This is a genomic window from Streptomyces sp. NBC_00490 (genome assembly GCF_036013645.1).
Classification (GTDB): domain Bacteria; phylum Actinomycetota; class Actinomycetes; order Streptomycetales; family Streptomycetaceae; genus Streptomyces; species Streptomyces canus_F.
This window is the reverse complement of sequence record NZ_CP107869.1, coordinates 10123968-10140149: the sequence shown is the minus strand read 5'-3', so window position 1 is coordinate 10140149 and position 16182 is coordinate 10123968. Positions and strand designations below refer to the sequence as shown.

Annotated in this window: 13 protein-coding genes and 2 pseudogenes; 6 read left to right on the top strand and 9 right to left on the bottom strand. The window is 67.9% G+C overall.

Translation table 11 applies throughout. The annotated features are described in order from the left end of the window. Positions 1-32 precede the first annotated feature (32 nt). On the bottom strand, positions 33-551 hold the full coding sequence (locus OG381_RS46370) for a pyridoxamine 5'-phosphate oxidase family protein (protein ID WP_327722011.1): 519 nt from the start codon (positions 549-551) through the stop codon (positions 33-35). Positions 552-661: 110 nt separating this feature from the next. Beyond that, positions 662-775: pseudogene (locus OG381_RS46365) on the bottom strand (ATPase); the annotation flags it as partial. 402 nt (positions 776-1177) lie between these two features. Here OG381_RS46365 and OG381_RS46360 point away from each other — a divergent pair. Further along, positions 1178-1666, top strand: coding sequence for a hypothetical protein (locus OG381_RS46360; protein ID WP_327722738.1), 489 nt, complete (start codon positions 1178-1180; stop codon positions 1664-1666). 855 nt (positions 1667-2521) lie between these two features. Here the strand turns inward: OG381_RS46360 and OG381_RS46355 are convergent. From OG381_RS46355 to OG381_RS46335, 3 genes and pseudogenes are all read right to left on the bottom strand, one after another. After that, a complete protein-coding gene (locus OG381_RS46355; RefSeq protein ID WP_327722010.1) occupies positions 2522-2725 on the bottom strand; it encodes a cold-shock protein in 204 nt (67 codons plus the stop codon). A gap of 348 nt (positions 2726-3073) precedes the next feature. Beyond that, positions 3074-3773: pseudogene (locus OG381_RS49800) on the bottom strand (winged helix-turn-helix domain-containing protein); the annotation flags it as partial. Between the two features lie 144 nt (positions 3774-3917). After that, positions 3918-4856: a MerR family transcriptional regulator gene (locus tag OG381_RS46335; protein ID WP_327722735.1), complete on the bottom strand. Its 939-nt coding sequence runs from the start codon at positions 4854-4856 to the stop codon at positions 3918-3920. 526 nt (positions 4857-5382) lie between these two features. Between OG381_RS46335 and OG381_RS46330 the strand changes: the two genes are divergently transcribed. Continuing rightward, the gene (locus OG381_RS46330) at positions 5383-5625 is read left to right on the top strand and encodes a DUF5133 domain-containing protein (protein ID WP_327722009.1); all 243 of its coding nucleotides are present in this window, start codon (positions 5383-5385) and stop codon (positions 5623-5625) included. Between the two features lie 449 nt (positions 5626-6074). Here the strand turns inward: OG381_RS46330 and OG381_RS46325 are convergent, their stop codons facing one another. From OG381_RS46325 to OG381_RS46315, 3 genes are read right to left on the bottom strand one after another with little or no spacing between them, the layout of a single operon-like run. Then, positions 6075-8417 carry an ABC transporter permease gene (locus tag OG381_RS46325; RefSeq protein ID WP_327722008.1) on the bottom strand — a complete coding sequence of 781 codons (2343 nt, stop codon included), beginning with the start codon at positions 8415-8417 and terminating at the stop codon, positions 6075-6077. Then, positions 8414-9109: an ABC transporter ATP-binding protein gene (locus OG381_RS46320; RefSeq protein WP_327722007.1), complete on the bottom strand. Its 696-nt coding sequence runs from the start codon at positions 9107-9109 to the stop codon at positions 8414-8416. The genes OG381_RS46325 and OG381_RS46320 overlap by 4 nt, the downstream gene beginning before the upstream one ends. Next, a complete protein-coding gene (locus tag OG381_RS46315; RefSeq protein WP_327722006.1) occupies positions 9106-9630 on the bottom strand; it encodes a PadR family transcriptional regulator in 525 nt (174 codons plus the stop codon). The genes OG381_RS46320 and OG381_RS46315 overlap by 4 nt, the downstream gene beginning before the upstream one ends. Before the next feature lie 1049 nt (positions 9631-10679). Between OG381_RS46315 and OG381_RS46310 the strand changes: the two genes are divergently transcribed. The 4 genes from OG381_RS46310 to OG381_RS46295 all read left to right on the top strand — a co-directional run bounded on the left by OG381_RS46310 (position 10680) and on the right by OG381_RS46295 (position 14117). Next, positions 10680-11915 carry a hypothetical protein gene (locus OG381_RS46310; RefSeq protein WP_327722005.1) on the top strand — a complete coding sequence of 412 codons (1236 nt, stop codon included), beginning with the start codon at positions 10680-10682 and terminating at the stop codon, positions 11913-11915. Positions 11916-12031: 116 nt separating this feature from the next. After that, positions 12032-12565: a hypothetical protein gene (locus tag OG381_RS46305; protein ID WP_327722004.1), complete on the top strand. Its 534-nt coding sequence runs from the start codon at positions 12032-12034 to the stop codon at positions 12563-12565. After that, positions 12562-13263, top strand: a complete 702-nt coding sequence (locus OG381_RS46300; protein WP_327722003.1) for an ATP-binding cassette domain-containing protein — start codon at positions 12562-12564, stop codon at positions 13261-13263. The genes OG381_RS46305 and OG381_RS46300 overlap by 4 nt, the downstream gene beginning before the upstream one ends. A gap of 167 nt (positions 13264-13430) precedes the next feature. Then, the gene (locus OG381_RS46295; RefSeq protein WP_327722002.1) at positions 13431-14117 is read left to right on the top strand and encodes an AAA family ATPase; all 687 of its coding nucleotides are present in this window, start codon (positions 13431-13433) and stop codon (positions 14115-14117) included. A gap of 389 nt (positions 14118-14506) precedes the next feature. Here the strand turns inward: OG381_RS46295 and OG381_RS46290 are convergent, their stop codons facing one another. Beyond that, positions 14507-15715, bottom strand: coding sequence for an RNA-guided endonuclease InsQ/TnpB family protein (locus OG381_RS46290; protein ID WP_327722001.1), 1209 nt, complete (start codon positions 15713-15715; stop codon positions 14507-14509). Positions 15716-16182: the final 467 nt, after the last annotated feature.

The following is a 16182-nucleotide window of genomic DNA, read 5'->3' as shown; positions in this document are numbered from 1 at the left end:
GCAAGTGCAGGCCTTCGTCAACGGGTCCGGCGTCACGTGCCGGTGAGCTTGTCGAGGTCGGGGGCGTAGACGGTCATCCAGTGCGGGTTCAGCCGGTAGTAGACGACCTCGCGGTTCCAGTCGAAGGTGTCGTCGCCGTAGAAGTCCTTCACGTAGGCGAGGAGTTCTGGCCAGTCGGCCGTGGTCTCGGCGTCCTGGGGGTTCATCTCCTCCACCGTGCCGTGGGTGAACACGCCGAGGTCCTCGCCGCGCAGGTGCGCGACGCTGGCGGCCGGACGGGCCGCGAGATGACGGGCCTTGGCGGCGTTGCGCGCCGTGCCGAAATGCCACCGGCCGTGCAGGAAATGCCCGTCGACGCCGCTGATCCGCGGTTCGCCCTTCGCGGTCACCGTGGACAGGGCGAGCGTGCACATGCCGGTGAGGACCCCGGTGAGCTGCGCCGCCGTGATGGTGCGGCCCTCGACAATCGAGCGGAGGTGTCCGGTCGAGCCGGAGAGGGAGGAGTCGAGGAGCAACTGGAGCTTGTCGAGTTCTTCTGGGGTTTCGCGCATACGCCCATCGTCAGCCGTAAACCCGACACCCTCTGTCGTCATTGACGAAGCAGCGGTGAGGCTGCTCCGCGCGGGTTGCGCTCGGTACTGCGTGGATGGCAACAGGTGAGGCCGTCGTAGGCACGCGGCGCGGCCTCCAGGCCGGCCCGGCCGATCCAGGCACCGCTGCCGCAGTCGCCGAGGAGATGACCCCAGCCGTCCGCACGGCGCGACCTCGTCAGATCCATCCTGGTCCTGCTGTCAGGCCGCACGACGCGGTGTTCCCTTGAACCGATTGAGCAGCCATGATGTGCCGCCGTGACGGATTTCGTGGTTCCTACCGTCAAACGGGCCGACGGTCGCGCTATTCGCCCGTCACTGCCCCGGACAGAGTCCTCGATCCGTCTCCTGGACACCTCGGACGTTTTTGACGCTTTTGACGGCCACGGCCCGCATGTCCGGAGCCGCACCGTCGCTCAACGTTGCCGACAGCAGGCAGCCGGGCCGAGTCTGATGTGCCGAATCACTACGTGATGGCAACTCGGCAGACTTTTCTACCCTGTTCAGCAACGAGGTGCAGCCCACGGGTAAGACGTGGCAGGCCGCCTCGACACGAACTGAATCGGATGGTGAGAGTCGTGGCCGGCATGTCGGACCCAGGTGTCGCCGGCGCGCACCGGCAAAACGGTGACTTGCGACCTCGTACGTCTCTACTGATTTCGCTGGCGCTCGCGCTCCTCCTGGGCTCGCTGTCGACGCTGGTGATGTTTCCAGCGGCCCAGCACCTACGCTCCCTCCAGGACGGCGAGCGGGCTCGTGCGACGTTGCATACGAGCGGCTCGTGCATGTTGGGCGGCTGTCAAGTCAGGTTCGAGGCCGATGGGCGGATCGTGGTGGCGAATCTGCCGGTAGGCAGCGGCGGCGGCAAGGACTCTGTCGGCACCTCGCTCACCGTCCGGTACCAGGCGGACGATCCACAGGTGGTCGCCCGTGAAGAGGATGTCGGGGGCGGCGGGGCGGCCGCCTCGATGGTGATGTCGGGCGCAGGTGCCCTGTTCTTCCTGATCATCTCGGTCGTCGTGGCTGTGTTCGCGGTACGGCAGCGGCGTGCAGACTCGAGTCCTGGGCCGGGATAATCCGGCTGGCCCCGCCGGTCCAGCGGCAGCCCATCCCCTGGTGGTCGGGTCACCACCCAAGAGTGCGATTCCCCCGGGGCGACCCGACTTCCAAGCCAACACGGCCGATTCTGCCCTCCGCGACGGGCTCTCCGCGCCCATCTGGTGACCCGTCACCACCCCCACGGAACAGGCCAGCTGGCCACTCTGACGGAGTGCCTGGCCGCCCAGCGCCCACCGCCCACGACGCGGTCACCGCCCGCCCATCGCCCTGAGCGCAGAGTCTGCGCAGCCCCTCCGCGCAGACCTGACCATGGCATCCGCCGACCCCGACCATGCAGGTCAAATGCCTGCGCAGCCGAGGGGAAGGCTGTGCAATCGATCGGCCGACCTGCACGCCGTGCCGAGCCCGACCGCGACCGCGACTCCACCCCGACCAGGAACCCGACAGACGCCAAGGGCTTCGTCGTTCTGCCGCGCCGCCGGGCCATGGAACGATCATGGGCCTGAGTGATGCACGCCCGGCGCCTGGTCAGAGGCCACGAACGACTGCCCGAAAGCTCCGAGGCAATGATCAACCTTGCCGCGATCAGGCTGATGACGCGGCACCTCACCCGCCCGACCATCTACCCCACCGCAGCCCGCCCGCGGCCGGGCGGAGCCCTGAAATTGGTCTGACGACACCCCTTGAGGGGACTGAGGTACCCGGACCACCGCCCATCTGCCGTGAGTGACACGAGGAGCCGCCTGGGCTGACATGGCTCGACCGCCCGACAGTGGCAGCTGTACGAGAATCAGAGTGCGGTGGATGAACGTGACGATGCCCCGCCGGCGGCTGTGGGCTGCCTGCGGGGCATCGTGGGATGAGGGTGCGGCTCAGGCCGGCACGATGTTCTCCGCCTGCGGGCCCTTCTGGCCCTGGACGACGTCGAAGGACACCTTCTGGCCCTCCTGGAGCTCGCGGAAGCCCTGGGCGACGATGTTGGAGTAGTGGGCGAAGACGTCGGCGCCACCACCGTCCTGCTCGAGGAAGCCGAAGCCCTTTTCGGCGTTGAACCACTTCACGATGCCAGTAGCCATGCTGTTCTCCTAGACGTGCGCAGCCGATGGCGCCCGCACTGCGCGACCACCGCGTCCGACCGGCGTCGCCCAAGCGCGGTCCCGGACAGCGAAACGCCCGCGATCGCGATCACGGGCGAGCAGCAGCTCGGAACCACGACTGCTCCTGATATGCACGGTATCTCCCGAGAACCGCTGCCGCACGGATAACACGCCCCCGTCAGTCCACACCGAGCATCACCGTGGCGAGATCACAAACAACCACTGACCACGACGTACATGCAGAGGGCTTCCAAATCAGGCTCTCACCGGCACACCCCGGGCACGGACCGACCGGGACAGGCTGCGCAGTGGGCGCAGCCGTGTCTGCTTGCGGTGGCGGCGCGGCCGGTAGATCAGCCGGGACGCCTCGCCCGGCCGGTAGCAGCACAGGGCGGCGATCGACCAGCGGCGGGCCAGGCCCTGCCCCGCACCCGCACCCGCACCACCGGCGTGTGTCCACGCCGGCCCCAGGTGCGGGCCCGCGGCTGCGTCATCGAGAACCCCGCCTCGTCCCCGAACACGACGAACGCCCCGAGCGCCGCCGCAGTCATTCCGCCTGCGGCCACACATCCTTCTTCCACAGCTCGACCGCATGCTCGTCGCGTTCCAGCGCGCGGCGGGCGGGAGACTGCCACGACCAGCCGTGACGATGCAGCAGCCGCCATACCGCCGCCATCGAACAGCCGATCCTGAACCTCCAGGCGATCAGGACGCCGATCCGCGCCAGGGCCCACCGCTGGTCCTCCCAGCCGCGCTCGGCGGGTCCGCGGGCCAACTCCTTCTCCAACTCCGCGAACCCGTCGGACAGCCTGGGCAGTTCCGACGGTCCGGTGAAAGCCAGCGCATCCATCCCGCCCTCCCGCCAAGCACGCCGCCAGCGTTCCACCGACCGCTCACTCACCCGCAGATCCCTCGCGACCACTGCGGTCTTCTCGCCGCGCGTGAACCGTTCGCCCGCCTGATACCGGATCCGCTCACGAAACTCCCGCCGCTCAGCGGTGAACCCGCCGCCCTGCGCGCACCGCATACGACCGGCCTACCGCAGGACCGGCACCCGCCAACAACCCGAAGAGATCAGTAGTTACACATCGACGTCGGACGACCTGGTCTCCTGTCCGCAGGTGATCCCTTGGACTCGTTCAGGGATCCGGGGCGGTGCCCACTGCGGTGACTATGCGGCGCGGTCATTTCGCAGGGCCTGGGTGAGCCAGGGGTACACCGGGATCAGGTCCGGTACTACCTGCCAGCCGTTGACGATCCACACCAGCTGCCAGTACCGGTCCACCCTGGGATCGTGCGCCTCTTCGAACTGCTGCGCCATCCAGTTACGGAATTCCGTGTCATGGGTGCGCGCGAACACCTCGGCGAAGCGGTGCACGAGGTCGTCGATGACGGGTGCGGCTCTGTCGCTGAGCGGGTCGATGCCCGACTTCCTGGCCTCAGCCACCTTCTGACGGGTGAACTCCATCAGCTCCTCGCCGGCATCGCGCTCGATGTCGAGGGGGCGCCCGGCGGCCTGGCGTACGGCCGTTTGGCGCATGCGGGCACGGAACTCCTCGTCGCCGACCAGCTCGGCGAGCTCCACCCACGCGGCGACCTGCTCGCCGGTCGGATCATCGGGGAGGTCGGGAATGGCAGCGCGAACCATGGCCACTGCGCCCGGGTCGGCATCCACTGTGCCGAAGGTGCCGTCCATGAAATCGTCGATCAAACGTCGGCGTTCCTCGCCGGACAACTGCGTGAGCCTGTGCATGAGCTTGGTCTCCTCGGGACTGGACCCGCGGCTGGCCACGACTCGCAGAACGCTCCGACGCAGTTGCAGCACCCGGATCTGGACGTCCATGGCGTCGGCGTGCGCCGCGGCGACTTCCGCCACTGACAGCTCGCGGTCCAGTACCCGTTGAATCGTGGCCAGGTCCATGCCCAGCTCGCGCAGTGTGCGCAGGAGCTCCAGACGGAGCAGTGCGTCGAGGTCGTAGAGCCGATAGCCGGCGGGACTACGGGTGGTCGGCGCTACCACCCCCGAATCGGAGTAGAACCGGATGGTCCTCACAGACAAGCCGGTCCGCCGGGAAAGCTCCCCGATCGAGTAGAGGGTCGTAACGTCCATGTCCCCCACTCTGCTGTCTCCACTCACTGGAGACTCAAGGCCATTCCTCAGCGGGGCTCCGACCGAGATGCCCTCCGAGTCACTGAAGCATGAGTCGCGTGATCTCCGCTGACCGCCCCCAGGATGAACAGACACGCCCTGCCCGCGCGGGGCGAGCGATGGCAGCGACATGCGACACCACTCTGCGCCATCGTCAGCCGGCCGCGGGCGGAGGCCGAAGCGGAGACGAAGAACAACCGACGCCTGTTCGGACGTCGCCGGTAGTGGGCCCGCCATGACTCCGCAGCGGCCAGGGGAAAAGCACGTGCCATCCGGCCCGAGCAGGGCGTCCCCGTCCCTTCACCCCCGGCCGGGCAGCCGGTGGCCACGTCAGGTCGTCACGGTGGCATATCCCTGTCGAGGTGGGGCACTTGAGGTCTGCCGATGTGCCCGGTGACGTGCCGCGGCGGCAGTGTCTGGATGCAGCCAGTTCCTCGCGGTGCGGTGGCCGCCTGCGGGAGAGGCTTTTTGAGGGAGAGGTATCACCGTGATCATTCCTGCGGAGAAGGATCTGCGCGCTGTACTGGCCCAGTTTGCTCAGGCGAGAATCGAGCATGACGTACGTCCTACCGGCCGTACGAGCAGGGACCTTGAGGACGCCACGTACACGCTGTGCGTGATGACAGGAGCCCGCACCGCCGAACAGGCCCTGCTGGCGGCCGATGCCCTGCTGGAGCAGCTCACGAGCGCTGCGAGCATCTCCCAGCAGGATGAGACGCTGGCTGCGTAAGGGATGATTCCCTCCCGTCTGCTGCTGCATGAGGCGAGAGCACGCAGCACGGACTGCGGCGGCAACGACGTCGACCGAACTGCCGGCCGGACCCTGCCTGCGGCCGGCAGGCGCATCCATTGACCGCCGCTCTGCTCCGTCAGCCCGGAGGTGGGGGCTGCGGTCAACGCCCCGAGACCCGAAGACATGAAGGGTGGCGGAGCCGGCGAGTTCGTTGAGGGCGACCTTGACCTGCGTTAGCGGGGGTTGGCCCCCCGGACAACGCAGTCCCCTTGCTGACGAGACAGCGGTCGACACGACATCGACCACCCTGGCCCACGCCGCACAGCCCGTGTCCAGGATTCCGGATCGAGGCCCGTACGACGAGCAACCCGAGGCCCCCCTCCGCCTGAACGATCCAGCACATTGGCCGGCAGTCGTGGTGGAGAGGGGTCTTCGGGGCGTATGGCTCACTCGGTGCGCAGGCCGTCCGGGCGCATCAGCCGGAGCAGTGGTGGCAGGCTGAGCACGGTCACCAGCAGGGTGACGGCGGCGCCGATGCCGGTCATGGACAGTACGCTCGCCCAGTCGACGTCCACCGCCTTGTGCGTCCTCTTCAGCAGGACCGCGCCCAATGTCAGCCCGACCGCCGTGGCCAGCGCCAGGCCGAGCCCGATCGGGATCGCCGTCTGCCACAGCACGGACAGGGTCAGTGTGCGGCGCCGGGTGCCGAAGGCGATCAGTGACGACAGCAGCTTGCGACGCTCGCGCAGCTGCTCCAGCTGCGACACCAGCAGACTCGCGCCGATCAGCGCCAGTACGCAGGCGGCGCCGACGAACAGGCCGGTGCGGATGGAGGCGTAGGTGTCGTCGCTCTTGCTGGACACCAGCACCACCGGGTCGGAGGGCAGGCCGAGACGGTGGGCCGTGTTCCGCGCGTTGTCGGGCGCGTCCGACATGCCCGGGTCGAGCGCGAGGTAGATCTCCCCGTCGAGACCGTGTGCGGTGGCTGGGGGCAGGGCGCCCGGCGTCAGCAGCAGGCCGCCACGCTTGTTCCCTGCCGGGTCCGCGATCGACCGCGCCTGTTTCAGGTCCGCTGGCACGGGCCAGGGCGTGGGCCTGTGAACGGCAGCAGGGTCGCCGTCGAGGTAGTCGAACCAGAGCGTGCTGCCGGGCTTGGACATGCCGGGTGTCGCCTCCCCGTATGCGCCGCCCTGGACGACGAAGGAGTCACCGTCCTTGCAGGAGGGGAGGGAAGCCACCGCGCGCAGGGACGCACAGTCGGCGATGGTGACACCGGCGGTGTCCCCGGCGCCGTCGCGCCGGTCGGCAACGTAGCCCTCGTCGAACGCGTAGATCTTCGCGACACCCTCAGTCGCCTTGAAGTCGGCCGCCGCCCGGGCGAGCGGGACCTCTTTTTCCAGGCTCACCTTCATCTGGGCCCGGGTGAGGTCGTTGGTGGTGTGCTTGGTGTACTGGCCCTGCACCCCGGTGAACAGCATCTGCAGGGCGATGGCGCCCGCCACCGCGACCGCGATGCCGTTGACCGTGCGGGCGGCCGTGCCGCTGCTCAACTGAAGCCGGCGAATGGCCAGTTGCCAGGCGACCCCGCCGGAGCCGAGCCGGGCGACGGCCGTCTCCATGACCCACGGCAGCAGCGCGGTCACCCCGACGAGCAGCAGCAGGACGCCACCGGTGACCTGGTACTGGTTGAAGTCTTTGCTGTACCGGTCCTTGCCGATCATCGGGTAGAGCAGGCCGATCCCACCCACGGGCAGCAGCAGCCGCCACCACAGCCGGCGCCGCAAGGGCTTCGCGGTGCGCACCACTCCGAGCGGCTCGATCACCACGCCCCGCAGCGCGAACAGGGTGACCAGCACGGCGGCCGCCGGGACCGCGACCGCGACCAGCAGGGCGAGCAGGGGCGAGGGGATCAGATAGCTCGGGAACACGCTCACGTCGAACAGGTCCACAGACCCGGAGAGCTCCCGGATGAACAGGAAGAAGACCGTACCGAAGGCCAGACCGGCCACGGCGCCGGCGACGGCCTCGCCCGCGGCGATCCGCCGGGTCATCCGGCTGTCCGAGCCCACCAGCCGCAGGGCCGCCAGGCGCCGGTCCCGGCGCTCGCCGCCGAACCGCACGGCTGCGGCGATGAAGACGCCGACCGGCATCAGCAGCACCAGGAACACGACCAGGGAGAGCAGGACGAGGATGGGGTCTGTCTTCTGCGACTCCAGGTACCCTGCGCCGAATCGGTCGATCCGTTCGACCCCGCCGCCGTACTGATTGAACACGAGATGGTCGGCGCCGCGGTAGAAGGCGAGCTCCTGGGCACCGATCAGCCCGGGCTCGGCGATCGTGCCGACGATCCGCCCCGGCAGCCGCTCCCCCAGCTGCTTCCCCTCGCCTGACTCCAACAGCCGCTTCAGCGCCGGGGAGACCACCATCTCGCCCACCCCCGGAAGCCTTGAGACCCCCGGCGGCAGGGGCGCCTTGGGCCCTTCGGGCTGCAACGCCCGCCCCCGCACCTCCTTGTCACGGAAAACCGTCCCGGCGTCGCGGACCAGCAGTGTGTTGTCCGCCTTCCGCATCGGCGACTCGCTGAACGTGTGCGTGAGGTCGCTACGCGCCTCCTCCCGGTCGTGCCGGACGGCCAGCGCGTTCGGCACCGCGGTGGCGAGCAGCAGCAGTGCCACACCGAGCCCCACGCCGACGGCGGTGAGCAGCATCCGCACCCACCCCTCCCGCCCGCCGGCGACAGCGAATCTGACCCCCATACCCAGGTCCCTGGACCACTGACGCACCTTCATATGGCGCGCTCCATGTCCCGGGACTTGCCATCCCGTACGACGACCTCGCGGTCGGAGTAGGCGGCGACCCGTGCCTCGTGCGTGACGAGCACGACGGCGGCGTTGGTGGAGCGAGCCGCCTCGGTGAGCAGCCCCATCACACGCTCGCCGTTGAAGGAGTCGAGTGCGCCGGTCGGCTCGTCGGCGAACAGCACCCGGGGGCTCGTGACCAGCGCCCGGGCCACGGCCACCCGCTGCCCCTGACCTCCGGAGACCTCGCCGGGCCGCTTCTTGCGCAGGTCGTCGACCTCCAGCCGCTCCATCCAGGTCAGGGCCGCCTTCTCGGCCTCCTTGCGGGAAGTGCCGTTCAGCCGCAGCGGCAACGCCACGTTCTCCACACAGGTCAGTTCGGGCACCAGCTGACCGAACTGGAAGACGAAGCCGAACTCGGAGCGCCGCAGCGCGCTGCGCTGGGCGTCGTTCATGGTGGCCAGCTCACGCCCGTTGCAGGTGATGGACCCGGAGTCGGGCCGCACGATCCCGGCGAGGCAGTGCAGCAGCGTCGACTTGCCCGAGCCGGAGGGGCCCATCACGGCGACGACCTCGCCGGGGTGGATAAAGAAGTCGGCGCCGTCGAGCGCGGTGGTCGGCCCGTACGCCTTGCGCAGGTCCTGGGCGGCGAGCAGGGAACCGGGAGGATCAACTCGGGTCACGCGGTCACCGCCCCGGCGAGCTTGTCCAGACGCACGGCGGTCAGTTCCAGCCAGCGCAGGTCCGCTTCGAGGTGGAACAGGGCGTGGTCGCAGATCAGCTGGTCGGCCAGGTCTCCCTTGCGCTTGCGGTCGGTGAGGATCCGCATCATGCGCAGGTGCTCGGCGCGCTGCGTGTCAAGGACGTCGGCCGCGTTCCGTTCGGTGAGCAGCGCCAGTACGACCTTGGTGTAGAGGGTCGACTGCAGGTACGGCTCGGGCTTCTCGGGCGTCGCGAGCCAGCGCTCGACGTCGCTGATCCCGGCGTCCGTGATCGCGTACCGCCTGCGCTCGGGCCCACTGCCCGCCTCGACGCCGTCGACTTCGACGAGGCCGTTCTTCAGCAGCCGGGACATCGTCGCGTAGACCTGGCCGTAGTGCAGTGGCCGGTCATGACCGAACTTCTCGTCGAAGGCCCGCTTCAGGTCGTAACCATGGCGCGGACCGGACTCCAGGAGCCCCAGAAGGGTATTACCGATGGACATGACCAGCACTATACACACCATGTATACGCGGCGTGTATACGCGCAGTGTTGTGGGGACACCCTTGCAGGTCGCGCGCCTTTGCCACTGATACAAGTGGCCTCGGGGCGCGGCTGTTGTGGAGGCGGAGCCTGGGTCAGTACAGGGGGACGAACGGATGACGGTCGGTGACCGGCCGGCCGAGTTCCGCGCCCGGGATGCCGACGGCCATGACGTCGCAGCCGTCCGTCGCTTCTCACGCTTGCGGTCGTGTCTCCGACTGTTTCCCCAACTACCCTTGCCCGTCAGGCTGGTCGGCACCGAACCTGAGGAATGTTCACCTTTTCCGACCGAAGCCCTCCCCACCGGCAGGGCCACCAGTACGCCGAAGCCCAGCTCATCGTGCTCGGGGCTCCGGTGCCGCGGGCCGGGTGCAACCGGCCCTATGGCTTCGGGAGGCCCTGGTCGCGGTGGGGGCCCGCAACGTACGGCACCGTGGAGCGCACCGCTACGGTCGCCAGCCGACTCGAAGCCACTCACGCACCTGCGAACCCGAGTAGGGACCAGATCCGCCGCGCCTGACGGGCCAGCCAAATCGCATGGCATGCACCCGTGGACGCACCAGATCGCTGCTCGGCCACACTCCGGCCTCGGCGAGTCTGGTCAGTCGGCAGGGTCCAGGCCAGGGAAGAACGGGACGGTTCAGTCAGTCCAACACGGACGACCTCGCGACCGGGTCCCGACATGCCCACGGGCGCCGCGCCGCCCCGCGCGAATCGTCAACCGGTGTCCCACCGTCCGTCCCGGCCGGAAGTGCGGGCTCAGAGCCCTCTGCGGAAGCCCGAATAGGTTAACCGCCTACCAAATAGCATAGATGTCACATGTCAGACGATCGCGTCACGGGGTATGAGCGCTCACTCTCGCACGCACGCCCCCCGTTTTGCCCCTTCACTCCCTATAAGCCCTGGAACCACCGATGCCTCTCCCGCTTCATATCGGTGTGTCAGTGAACCAACGAACTTCGTTCGTGCTCGTGTTGAACGCGAACCTACGACGCCAGGGAGGGCCACTGATGGCTCTGCTGGTAGCCGTTCCGCTGGCCTGGATCCACGAGTACCAGGTGTACAAATGGGCGTCCTGGTCTGAGGTCCCCACCTGGACCGATATCTACGATGACTACGGCATGGGTGCCAGAGTGGTCTCCGGGGCGGTCGCCGGGCTCCTGGCGGGGTGGCAGGGAGGCGCGGAGGAACGCAACGGTGCCCGCTGGATGGAGGGAACATCTGTGCGAGGGCCCGTCTCGCACCGGCTAATGGGTCTCGCCTCGGGGGTGTTGTGGCCTTTGGCCGGGTACCTCCTGGGCATGACCGCGGTGCTGGTTTGGCCGCAACCAGTGCAACCGTCAGGCCGCATTCCGTTGGACGCGATGAGCGTCGACGCCGCGTTCATCGTCGCGATCTCATGTATCGCCTACCTATTGGGCCAGGCAATACCGCTTCGGGTGGCCCCGCTGGTCATCGGCCTCGCGGCGATGTTTCTAGGGGCAATCTGGGGGCTCCCCTTCGGGATCCACCTGACCTACACAGGGGACCCGATCCCTCGGCAGGTGGCTTCCTGGGCACCACCCGCGCCACCCGTATGGCTGCCGTGGTGCCGGGCCGTCCTGATCACCGTACTGGCGGCGGCCGCCGTACTCCTGTCCGCCCGCCGCTGGAAGTCGGCGGTGGCCTTGGCCGTGGTGTCGGTCACGGGTGGGCTCGGGCTGAGCATGACACAGCCGGGCGGCTACGAGGCATCCGCCCTCATTTCGGTCGAGGTCCGCTGCCGGGGGCACGCGCCCGCCGTCTGCATCTCGGCTCCGCACGAGAAGCAGCGTCCGCAACTGGAGCGCACTGCAGCACAGCTGTCGGAACGTCTGAAAGGCATCCACGGGATACCCACCCATTACGTATGGACGGGCAATGTCACTTTCTGGGAGGCGGGGGGTGCTGCCGATTCCTCCTGGGCAATCCCGGTCGATCAGCCTGACCTCGAGCGGCTGGCCGCCAGGATCGCCTCCGGCGGAGATTACTCCAGGTCCTATCTGCGGGAAGACTGCAGCGACTACGTGCCGGGCACGAGCGAGCACCCGTACGCAGCCGAAGAGGCCGCGGTTTTCCACTGGCTCGCCTCGTGCAACCTGAGCCCCTTCGGGTCCCAGCTGGCGGCTCTTCCCGCACCCGAGCGCACTGCATGGCTGAACCGGTATTTCGCAGCCACAAAGCGCGGAGCCTCACCGCCGCCCATCCCAGCCCCCGACGAAAGGTAGACATGCCAGTTCCATCAACTCGTCTTCCCGCATGGCTGCGAGCCGTGCCCGGACTGCGATGGCCCTGGCTGCTGTCGGTAACCGGAGTGTGCTCCGCAGCCGCAGGGGTCGGCACCATGGCGGGCGAGGAAGAATCGCTGCTCTGGCTGCTCTCGCTCGCTCCCCTGCTGCCGCTGTTGTGGGTGGCGGCCAGCTATGGCGGCAAGGCCGACCCCTTCGCTCCCGTCATCCGCAGTACGCCGGCTGGCGGCCTGCGTCTGCTGCTCCTGCGCACCGGGGCAGTACTCGTCATCAGTCTTCCGCTGCTGCTCGCCGCGGCTCTGGTCGGCGTGGGCGTCTCAGCATGGGCGGCAGCCTGGCTGGTGCCCAGCCTCACCCTGACACTCGCCGCGCTGGTCCTCGGCTCGTACATCGGCTGCCTGCCCAGCGCGAGCGCGACCAGCGCAGGGTGGGCCGTCCTGATCGCTGCACTTTGGCAGCTGGACATGCGCAAGGACGGTCAGGTCCGCTCACCCGAAATCGTCCTGCTTCACGTTCTGAAGAACCTCCTGGACGCCAGCGCGCAGCTGATCTGGGCCGTGGCCGCCAACGTGCTGGCAGTCCTGCTGCTGCTTCGCCGTCATTCTTTCAACGATGTGAGGTCCAGGTGATCAGTGCAACGGGACTGACCGTACGCCACCGTCGTACCACCGCCATTGACAGCCTCGATCTGGAACTCGGGCCAGGTGTCCACGCGCTGCTCGGTCCCAACGGCTCAGGAAAGAGTTCCCTGCTGCGTGTCCTGGCGACAGCCTCAGGCGCGGTGGAGGGTGAACTGAAGCTGTTGGACCGGGACCCGAGACGTCCTTCCGCGCGACTGGAGATCCGGCTCCGCCTGGGCTACCTGCCTCAGACATTCGGAATGTACCGCGGTTTCACCGTCAGGGAATGCGTAGGTTACGCGGCATGGCTGAAGGACATGCCCAGCCTCAGAACACCCCGGGCCGTCGAGCGCGCGGTGGAGCAGGTGGGGCTGACCGAGCGCATCGACCACAAGTACCGCACACTGTCCGGCGGTATGCAGCGCCGACTCGGTATAGCCCAGGCACTAGTCAACAGTCCCAAGCTGCTACTTCTCGACGAGCCCACCACCGGTCTCGACATCCGAGAACGTGAACGCTTTTACGCCCTCATGCAGCAGTTGGGCAACACCACCACGGTGATCTTGTCCACCCACCTGATGGAAGACGTCACTTCCTGCTGCGAAACCGCGGTCATCCTCCACTCGGCCAGCAAGCTCTTCCAAGGAAGCCTCCAACGACTACATGAAGCCGGCGGCTACTCCGCCATCGTCCCAGATACGCCTTAGCAATCGTTGCTGCAGCCAGCCCACGAGGAACCTTCCCAGTGGCTCTCCGCCCACCATGTGACCACCGAGGAGGTCTGGGACCGCACGGTCAGCGCGAGGCTGCCCAACCACTGGTGCTGCGACTCGTACACCGGCGCCAAGAACCGGCGTGGTTCCCGTCGCGGTTCGTGCTCGGCCTGCACTCTGGCCAACCACCGCGATCCGCTGCCGACCGCCGGGCGCTGGTCGAACGCATCCGCCAGGTGCCGTTCAATCCGAACATCACCATGGCCGAGCTCATCGCGCTGTCCCGTCGGCGTGACGTCCACGCCGCCGCCGAGCATGCGACGGTACGTTCTCACCGGCACGCCAGGCGCGGGCAAGACATCGATCCTGCGGTGGCTGGCAGGGCGCGCCAACGAGGAGGCCGCGACCCGGTCATCGCGCGAGCGCAGGCTCAGGTCGAGGACGAACCGTGGACACGAGCATCCTTCGACGAGGTCGTCAACCTGCAGAAACAACGGCAGTTGGGAGCCCCCGCCACAGGCTCTGCCCAGGTGTTCGACCGGTCACCGCTCTGCACACACGCGCTCGCGAACTACCTGGGGCGGCCGGTACCCCGTGCGCTGACAGCGGAGATCGAGCGGATCACTAGCGACGAGATCTACGAGCGGCAGGTGCTCTTCGTCCGCAATCTGGGGTTCGGTCAGCCCACCACTGCCCGCCGGATCAGCTTCCAGGAGTCGCTGGTCTTCGAGAAGATCCACGAACAGAGCTACCGCGTGTTCGGTTTCGAACTCATCGACATCCCTGCTGGCGACCTGGCCGCCCGTGTTACCGCGGGCAGCTCGCTCATCTCGCGGCCCGACTCATGAGCGACACCGGTCGTCACCCGCCCGGTGACGTCTCGGGACCTGGCGCCCCCGATCCAGGTTCGTCACGACAGCCATTCGTCGGGGAGATCTGCCACGGCTGGATCCTCAGCGAACCGGAAACGGCCCCCACCAACCGCACCCCGCCGACGCGTTGGCCCGGTCAGACCTCGATGACGCGGTGACCAGCAAGGTCCGATCTTCCAGCGGACCGTATCCGCACGGGCTCAGTGCGGAGAACGGCCTACCCAGGAAGACGCCGATGCCGTGCTCACACCTGCCACTGCGTGATCATTCCACTGCTTCAGGTGCCCCTGCTCGAACGCGATGCGGCAGCGTTCTACTTGATCGGCCACTTGCTCCATGAACCAGCACTTGACTTCCTCCCCCGCCTAAAGGTGGGGGATTCCAGCGGTCGCCCGCTGGGGTTCCTGTTTCACCGACGACTGCCCCGTCCGGGAGGACTCCCGTTGAGGTCTTACACCGTCTCCACAGGCAGACGCCGCCAGCCCGGCGGCCAAAATGTTGCGTGCCGCATTCACGTCACGGTCATGCACCGCACCACAGACGCACGTCCACACGCGGACGTTCAGCGGCAGTTTCCCGCGGACTGTCCCGCAGTTCCCGCACAGCTTGCTGCTGGGAAAGAAGCGGTCGATCACCACGAGCTCGCGCCCGTACCAGGCGCACTTGTACTCCAGCATGGAGCGCAGGTCCGTCCAGGCCGCATCGCTGATGGCGCGTGCGAGCGTGCCGTTCTTCAGCAGGTTGCGGACGCTCAGGTCCTCGATCACGACCGTTTGATTCTCACGGACGAGACGAGTCGACAGCTTGTGCAGGACATCGCGGCGCCGGTCGGCGATCCGCACATGCACGCGGGCCACTTTTCGGCGGGCCTTCTCGCGGTTCGCCGAGCCCTTCGCCTTGCGCGACAACTCCCGCTGCGCCTTCGCCAGGCGGGCACGGTCACGCCGTTCGTGCCGGGGATTGGTGATCTTCTCGCCGGTGGAGAGTGTCACCAGGGAGGTGATCCCGGCGTCCAGGCCGACGGCCGCCGTGGTGGCGGGGGCCGGGGCGATGCGGTCCTCGCACAGCAGGGACACGAACCAGCGGCCCGCCGCGTCTCGGGACACCGTCACCGTGGTCGGCTCCGTCCCCTCGGGCAGCGGACGCGACCAGCGGATGTCCAGAGGGCCGGCCATCTTGGCCAACGTCAGCTGTCCGTCGCGCCAGGTGAAGGCGCTACGCGTGTACTCAGCCGACGCCCGCGACTTCTTACGGGACTTGTAGCGCGGGTACTTCGCACGCTGGGCGAAGAAATTCCCGAACGCCGTCTGAAGGTGGCGCAGCGCCTGCTGCAACGGAACCGAGGACACTTCGGCCAGAAAAGCGAGTTCCTCGGTCTTCTTCCACTGCGTCAGCGCGGCGGAGGACTGCACGTAGGAGATGCGGCGCTGCTCGCCGTACCAGGCCCGCGTGCGCTCCTCCAAGGCCTTGTTGTAGACGAGGCGGACACAGCCGAACGTGCGCGACAGCTCAGCCGCCTGCTCGTTCGTGGGGTAGAAGCGGTACTTGAACGCCCGCTTGACCTGCCGCGTCACGTCTCACACTTTATCAACTTCCGTATGGGCAGCGGGTGTCAGCCGGTGGACGGCGCACACCGATCCGCCCTGGCGGCGAACCGGCTTTCCCTGCCCTGCTCCGCAGGAGCTTCGATTCCTCCCCGGCCTGAAGGCCGGGGTATCCACGAAGGACAGACCCGATGACTTCGTAGGGGACAAGGTGCTCCTCAGGGCTCCAGACGCGGACGGCCGGCTGCGGATTCGGGTCTTCGTCCGGAACAGTCGCTACCAGGAAGGCAGAACCGGGCAAGTGGGTCACCGCGTCGGCGTTCCCGGGCCCCCCGCCCGCCGCTGGCACAGCCTCGCTCAGCTCCACAGCCCAGGCATCGTCGGGCAAGGCGTAGTGGAACAGCACAGCGTAGTGCCGACCTGCGTGTTCCTTGGGTTCCCATGGCATGTCAGCAGGCTGCCACAGCTGCCGTTTCGCAGGCTCGCGGATATCCCCC